The 6788-nt window shown below is 50.8% G+C and carries 7 protein-coding genes; 2 read left to right on the top strand and 5 right to left on the bottom strand.

Annotated elements, in window-relative coordinates; all coding sequences use genetic code 11:
- Nucleotides 1-1098: APC family permease (locus O71_RS12745; RefSeq protein ID WP_007657410.1), on the bottom strand; the 1098-nt coding region annotated here is incomplete at its 3' end.
- Nucleotides 1099-1438: 340 nt separating this feature from the next.
- On the opposite strand from O71_RS12745, the gene O71_RS12740 reads away from it, so the two are divergent.
- Entirely contained in the window at nt 1439-1642 is a 204-nt protein-coding gene (locus O71_RS12740; protein WP_007657408.1) for a hypothetical protein, read from the top strand.
- Here O71_RS12740 and O71_RS12735 read toward each other — a convergent pair.
- From O71_RS12735 to O71_RS12720, 4 genes are all read right to left on the bottom strand, one after another.
- Complete coding sequence (locus O71_RS12735; protein WP_237717840.1) at nt 1639-2115, bottom strand: hypothetical protein; 477 nt, start codon at nt 2113-2115, stop codon at nt 1639-1641. The two genes, O71_RS12740 and O71_RS12735, sit on opposite strands and share 4 nt — an antisense overlap.
- Before the next feature lie 113 nt (nt 2116-2228).
- Nucleotides 2229-2591: a Rieske 2Fe-2S domain-containing protein gene (locus tag O71_RS12730; RefSeq protein ID WP_007657403.1), complete on the bottom strand. Its 363-nt coding sequence runs from the start codon at nt 2589-2591 to the stop codon at nt 2229-2231.
- Between the two features lie 8 nt (nt 2592-2599).
- On the bottom strand, nt 2600-2971 hold the full coding sequence (locus tag O71_RS12725) for a hypothetical protein (RefSeq protein WP_007657401.1): 372 nt from the start codon (nt 2969-2971) through the stop codon (nt 2600-2602).
- 114 nt (nt 2972-3085) lie between these two features.
- On the bottom strand, nt 3086-3667 hold the full coding sequence (locus O71_RS12720) for a hypothetical protein (protein ID WP_192811681.1): 582 nt from the start codon (nt 3665-3667) through the stop codon (nt 3086-3088).
- A gap of 811 nt (nt 3668-4478) precedes the next feature.
- Between O71_RS12720 and O71_RS12715 the strand changes: the two genes are divergently transcribed.
- Nucleotides 4479-6704 carry a hypothetical protein gene (locus tag O71_RS12715; RefSeq protein WP_007657390.1) on the top strand — a complete coding sequence of 742 codons (2226 nt, stop codon included), beginning with the start codon at nt 4479-4481 and terminating at the stop codon, nt 6702-6704.
- The last annotated feature ends 84 nt before the right edge of the window (nt 6705-6788 follow it).

The raw sequence follows: 6788 nt of genomic DNA, 5'->3' as shown, positions 1-6788 counted from the left end.
GCCGTCTTTGGCAATGGCATAGTATACCCTCGCCCCTGACAGGATGGCGCCGTTGTTACAACCGAAGGTCGAGATCATGATCAGAATGGCGATGCCTACCGTAGCTGGATACCCGCCGATCACTTCCGCCACGGCTGTGGCTACACGGTCGTTGGAGGCATACTTAATGCCCTGGCCAATCACGTCTGTTGCGTTCGGGTCGCCGTTGAGGGGGAGCACGAGCAGGTATACCAGGTTGATGATCAGGTATAGCCCCATCACAATGGCACTACCGATCACCATGCTGAGCACGATGGTGCGCTTCGGGTTCACGATCTCATCGCCCGAAAAGCCGATGTTATTCCAGGAGTCAGCCGAGAACAAGGCGCCTACCATGGCAATGCCGATGGCTGTGATCAGCGCCATACCTACCGGAGGTGCTTCGCTGGTTCCAGTGGCCGCTGCGGCAGATCCCCAGAAATCAGAGAAGTTGGCCTGCACCGCCGTGTCGTTGATACCGAACAGCAGACCAAACAGAATCAGGCCAAACAAAGCGATTAGTTTCGTGCTGCCAAAGATGTTCTGGATCAATTTACCGCTCTTCACGCCGCGAGAGTTGATATACGTCAGGTATAGGATGCTCACAATCGCCAGCAACTGCACGGAAGTGAAGTTAAATCCTGCCAGGGAAAACAACACATTGTCTTCGCTGAACCAGGGTATAAGTACCCCGGTAAAGCGGGCGAAAGCCACGGCCACCGCTGCGATCACACCAGTCTGGATCACCAGAAACAGCGTCCAGCCATAAAGGAAGGCCACCATTTTGTTGTAGGCTTCCTTCAGGTATACATATTGCCCACCCACCTTCGGGAACATAGACGATAACTCGCCATAGCTGATGGCGCCCACCATGGTCAGGAAGCCCGAAAGCACCCAGACCAGCAGCATGTTGCCTGGACTTACGACCGCCCTGGAAATATCGGCTGTCACGATGAATATGCCGGAACCGATCATACCGCCGGTTACGATCATGATGGCGTCGAAAAGGGTGATCTCCCGTTTGAAACCGCTTTCCTTCTCTTCTTTCTGTATTTGCTCTACTTCTTCTAAATCCTGCATTGTAGCTGTCTGATACTTGCTTGTAAAGCCGGTTGCCCAACAAAATGGCAAAGGCCGGAAGGCAAAATTAAAGCTAATTTTTTGGGAAAGGATAAATGCGGGTGATTATCTGTAGGAAAGCCAATAGCGAGTAAATAATATATAACGATACCTGGTAATTATTGCTCTTTTTGGCCTTTGTAAACTGTAGTCGTTCGTCTGATTTTTTGGGTCTTTCACGGATATTTCAAGGACCTTGGTATAAAATAGTAGTGATTTTAGCAACAGTACCTTGCATAACAAAGTACTATAGAATAACTTTGTCACAGTAATTAATTGATAACCACTAAATATTAAAGCCATGAAAGTATTATTCTTAATCGCCGCCACTGTATCATGCTTCGGTCTTGCATTGCAACCAAATACTCAAAACACACAATCAGTAGATGCTGCTGTTGCCAGCACTGTCGATATGGAAATAGAAAAACCTGTGATGACTGTGCTGCTTGACACAGTATTGATCACACCTGTTGCGCCAAGTGCGGTAGCTGCTAACGTGCGCTAAGCCGTTGCAGCCCGCTGGTCGGCAGCCGCAGTGTCATCCTGCTTTCGCAGCCATTCCTCCGCAAGGGGACGTTCGTAAAAGCTTTTCATGCTGACTTCAGGTGTAATTCGCTCCTGGAGCTCACGGGCTGCAAGTTGGCTGAACATATTAAAGGAGTATACATGCGCCATAAACCGCAGGCCGGCTTCCATAGCGCGGGGCAGCCATTCAAACTGAAGCCAGTCATTTGCTTCCTGCCAGTCGCCGGTTACATCTGACTTGTCGTTTAGCAGCTTGGAGCAGCGCTTGCTTTTAAGAAGTTCCAAAAAGGCAAGTGAAGCGCTTACAACATTATCAGCGGTTATGTGCCCTTGCCATTTAGCCTCGATGTACTCTTCCTTATGTTGGATGGTGACATACACATCACCCATTGCATGGTGCAACTTTATCGGTGCAGTTGGTGAGATCTCCGGTCGAATTATTCTGGGTGCCATAGAGGTAACATCAGATGGTTGCACCGCGCAATGTAAGCAAATTGGCCGCTTTGCCGACAAAAATGCGCTTAATTTGAGTGGAGTGCCACTATTGAGGGGTAAAAAGCACCTTTTCAGGCAGTAGAGGCTGTCTGCTCTATTCCCACAAACACACCTTCTTCCCTTAGCTCCACCCGGTGGAGAACTGCCTTGCGTGTGCGGAACTCGCACTCTCGCCCATTCTGCATGTTATACCTGTAGCTGTGCCAGGGGCATACCATTTCATCCAGATAGTTAGTAGTACCTTTGCTGAGCGCATATCCCAGGTGCGGACAGGCATCGTCGAGCGCAAAAAAACCGGAGGCAGTATGCGCAAAGCAAATAGTCCGGCCATCCAGCACGAGTTGTTTGAGTTTACGGAGGGGCATCTGCTCGCGGGCTTCAGTCACGCTGTCAAATACTTTGTGCCAGGTATAGCTTGCTTTGCTTTCTTCCATCTCTTGTGCTAGTTGCTTACCCGTATGGCGGTGGCATGGGCCTGCACCGGAAATGATTCCATAACCTGCTCGTCAAACCAAGCCTCGACTAAATGACCTTCACGCAAGTGCTCTAATCGGAGTGTTGCTCCTTCGGTGTTCTCAATGTGCGTCTTGCCATCTATGCGGAGAGTCGCTTTGGCGTGATTGGTTTGCATACCTTCCACTGACTCAACCAGTATGACGGCCACGCCTTCTTTCTTTTTGGAATTCGTTTTTTTGATGTTGGTGATGTTGCCCTTTATGTCGGGCTGTGTGTTGGGAATCTGAAAGCCGTCCTGGGTCTGGCATCCAACCAGTAGGAGAGCAGCAAAGGGTAGTATATTCAGGTATCTTCTCATGGGTTCAAGCGTCGTCTTATGCCTTTACCTTGCAGTCAGGGCATACTTTTGACATTTGTACGCATGAGGGAGATGATTAGTAATGGCTCAGGCGCAATTTATTTAAGGCCTATGCTACCCGCATAAACTGGTCTGACAATTCTCTGCGCAGGTTATCGCCTGTGTGTAGTATGAGAGGAAGTCAGTGCGGCGGCAGGTGGCCAGGCGTGGTTCCTGGCGCAGCGTGAGGCGTGAACGCTTGCCTACTGTCAGCAGACCTATGCCTTTTCGTTCACATAGTTTGGATAGGTAGTCTGCCATGGCATTGCCGCGCCAGCACAGGCTGCTTACCTGTAAGCCCAGCCACTGGTGGTCGGCAGGCTGCTGCTTGAGCTGGTCCACTGCCGCTTTCAGTTGCTGCTGCATGTAGCGCTTGCGCAGATTGGAATGTAGTATAAAACCAGTCACTGCTAGTATAGCAGGTATGAGGGCCATCATTAGCCAATTGCCAGTCAGGTAGCAGAGGTAGGCTACTGCGCCAAAAATAGAGGCAGCAGTTAAATAACGACTTCTGCCCAGTCCTTTTTTCTTGTAAGTGCTCAGCAGGCGCGCCAGTTTGTTAGAGGCGGAAATATTAAGTGACACGGCAAAAAAGCAATTGTCGTGTTTCTGATAGGCGAACAGCGCATCGGCAAAAGTACCCTGGTGCGTAGGCACCAGTCTGTTTATAAGTAAGCCAGATTTTTTTTCATGTTTGGCATAGTAGGAACCAAGAAATTCAATAGCTTGGTCTCCAATTCTGTTTTCTGCCATATACGTCAGATGTTTGTAGCCTTCAGATACATTGTTTCATAGTTGGGGCTACCCAGTAAAACTGACGAGCCTTAGGCAGGATGCGGTAAGTGTCTTCCACTTTTTTACAAATATAGGAAGCGTAAAATATAAAGCTAATAATTTGATTATTTTTTTGTAAAATTTGCTTTAACCCATAGTATTCTTGGCTAAGTCCTGACTAGTCATATTACAAGACTATATCGCCTGAATTTGAACCATGAAGTAACAGGCTGTTTTAAGTGCAAAATAAATGTACCAATTGTTATATGTCGGGTTGGAGCGACTTTCTGTCTTGTATAAACAAGACAAAACTGGTTAGGCTGACACAATTTTTTTAGATTTACAGCATGGTGATGAAGGTTCAATTCACTGCTTCTTTAACTAAAACCATGAAAAAAAGTTTTTCGCTCTTTTTTGTCTTGTGCTCGCTGCTTTCTGTAGGGATACTCAAGGCGCAGTCACCTGCTAAACCGCATGCTGCCGAGCTACTGCAGGATATCAAAAAGCTGAACGTGCTGGGTACCGTGCTGTATGTGGCAGCGCATCCCGACGATGAAAATACCCGCTTTATTGCCTACCTGTCTAACGAGAAACTCTACAACACAGGCTACCTGTCGGTGACCCGCGGTGATGGCGGCAAAACCTCATCGGACCAGAGATCCGGGAGGGGCTGGGCCTTATCCGCACGCAGGAGTTGCTGCAGGCCCGTCGCACGGATGGAGGGCAGCAGTTTTTTACCCGCGCCAACGACTTTGGCTTTTCAAAAAATCCTGAGGAGACCTTTGCCACCTGGGATAAGGAGAAGGTGCTGCACGATGTGGTATGGGCTATCCGCAAGTTCAGGCCTGATGTGATCATTACCCGCTTCTCGCCGCGTCCCTCTGAAACGCACGGGCACCACACCGCTTCGGCCATGCTGGCAAACGAGGCTTTTGAGGCCGCTGCAGACCCGAAGCGCTTTCCGGAGCAGCTCAAGCACGTGCAGGTATGGCAGGCCAAGCGGGTGCTTTGGAATACCGGCGTATGGTCCTTCCGTAGCCAGAAAGAGTTTGAGGACTATGGTTCACAACTATTAAAAGTGGATGTGGGTGGCTATAATCCGTTGCTGGGCAAGTCCTACCCGGAGATCGCCGCCCTGAGTCGCAGTATGCACAAGAGCCAGGGCTTCGGCTCGACAGGTACACGTGGTGTTACGATAGAATATTTGGAGCATACTAAAGGCGAGAGAGCTAAAGAAGAACTGTTTGAAGGTATAAATACCAGCTGGAGCCGCGTGAAAGGCAGCGAAAAAGTAGCAGCACTTTTGCAGCAGGCGGTAACAGAGTTTAAGCCGGAGCAACCGGCAGCCGTAGTGCCGACGCTGTTGGCAGCCCGAAAAGAACTGGCCAAGCTGCCTGATAGCTATTGGAAACGACTCAAGACGCAGGAGTTGGAGCAGGTGGTGAAGCATAGCCTGGGCCTATACCTGGAGGCAGTGGCTACGGAATATGCTGTAACACCGGGCGAGCAACTGAACCTGCAGCTGGAGGCTATCAACCGATCGGCTATACCTGTGCAGCTAGTGAGCATGCGCCATAGCTTTGCTGCTAAAGACAGCAGCCTAAATAAAACACTCGCTCCGAACGAAGGGCATCTTATACCTTTCAGAATGCAGGTTCCGGTTTCGGCACCACTCTCGCAGCCTTACTGGCTACGGCAGGAGGGAACGCTGGGCCTGTTTCGGGTAGATGACCTGCAAGAGATCGGAGCGCCCGAGAACAAGCCGGCCGCCGAAGTGCAGCTCGATCTGCTGATCAGCGGCGAGCCTTTCCGCTACAGCGTGCCAGTGGTGTACAAACGCAACGATCCCGTGGATGGCGAACAGTACAGACCGCTGGCCATCACGCCGCCCGTGTTTGTGAACATCTCCGAGAAAGTGCTGATGTTCGCCTCGCAGGAGCCAAAACCGGTGCACGTGCTGGTGAAATCCGGTAAGGCAGGTATGAAAGGCAATCTGGCACTGCAAATGCCGAAAGGCTGGCGAGCGGAGCCGGCGCAGGTGGCATTTGACCTGGAGCAGAATGGCGCAGAGCAGCTGGTACGCTTCATGGTGTATCCGCCAAAAGGACAGCAGGAAGTAGAATTGAAAGCCGTGGCCACGGTAGCAGGCAAGCCCTATACCCGTGGACTCAACGTGATCCAGTATAGCCATATCCCGACACAGACCACCTTTCCGGAGGCTGTGACCAAAGCCGTGCGCCTCGACCTGAAGCGCAACGGAGAGCAGATCGCCTACCTGATGGGAGCCGGTGACGACATTCCTGCGAGTCTGCAGCAGATCGGGTATAACGTGACCCTGCTCAAAGATGAGGACATCACCGATCAGAATCTGAAGCGCTTCGATGCGGTGATACTTGGGGTTAGGGCCTACAACACGGTGGAGCGCATGAACTTTTACCAGCCACGTCTGCTCAACTACGTGCAACAAGGCGGTACCGTGATCGTGCAGTATAACACCGGGCACAGTCTTAAGACGAACAACATCGCTCCCTATCCTCTGAAGATCTCCAGCCAGCGGGTGACGGTAGAAGATGCTGAAGTTCGTTTCCTGAAACCAAATCACCAGGCGCTGAACAGCCCGAACAAAATCACTAAAAAGGATTTTGAAGGCTGGGTACAGGAGCGGGGGCTCTACTTCCCGAGTGAGTGGAGCAAGGAGTTTGAAGCGATCCTCTCCAGCAACGATCCGGGTGAGCCAGCCCGCGACGGTGGCCTTTTGATTGCCCGCTATGGCAAAGGTCACTTCGTGTATACCGGCTACTCCTGGTTCAGACAACTGCCCGCCGGTGTGCCAGGTGCCTACCGCATCTTCACCAACCTGATCTCGCTTGGAAACGGTCACGGTGGCCAGGGAAGCAGCGCTGAAAGTGCTGTTAAATAAAAGGAGCCATTCAAAATCTGCAGTTCAAGATACCCAGTGAGTAGTCTTGTACTTTTTGCTACAATGACTACTGTCTAAAGAAAA

Origin of the sequence: Pontibacter sp. BAB1700 (assembly GCF_000277005.1) — a bacterium.
In the GTDB taxonomy this organism is placed as follows: Bacteria; Bacteroidota; Bacteroidia; order Cytophagales; family Hymenobacteraceae; genus Pontibacter; species Pontibacter lucknowensis.
The sequence above is the reverse complement of the archived record's forward strand: the minus strand, read 5'-3'. Positions and strand labels throughout refer to the sequence as shown.

Bases quoted from the DNA above. Each gene is read 5' to 3' on its own strand.
- O71_RS12725 (WP_007657401.1), bottom strand. From the start codon at position 2,971: ATGAGAAGATACCTGAATATACTACCCTTTGCTGCTCTCCTACTGGTT.
- O71_RS12730 (WP_007657403.1), bottom strand. From the start codon at position 2,591: ATGGAAGAAAGCAAAGCAAGCTATACCTGGCACAAAGTATTTGACAGC.
- O71_RS12740 (WP_007657408.1), top strand. From the start codon at position 1,439: ATGAAAGTATTATTCTTAATCGCCGCCACTGTATCATGCTTCGGTCTT.
- O71_RS12735 (WP_237717840.1), bottom strand. From the start codon at position 2,115: ATGGCACCCAGAATAATTCGACCGGAGATCTCACCAACTGCACCGATA.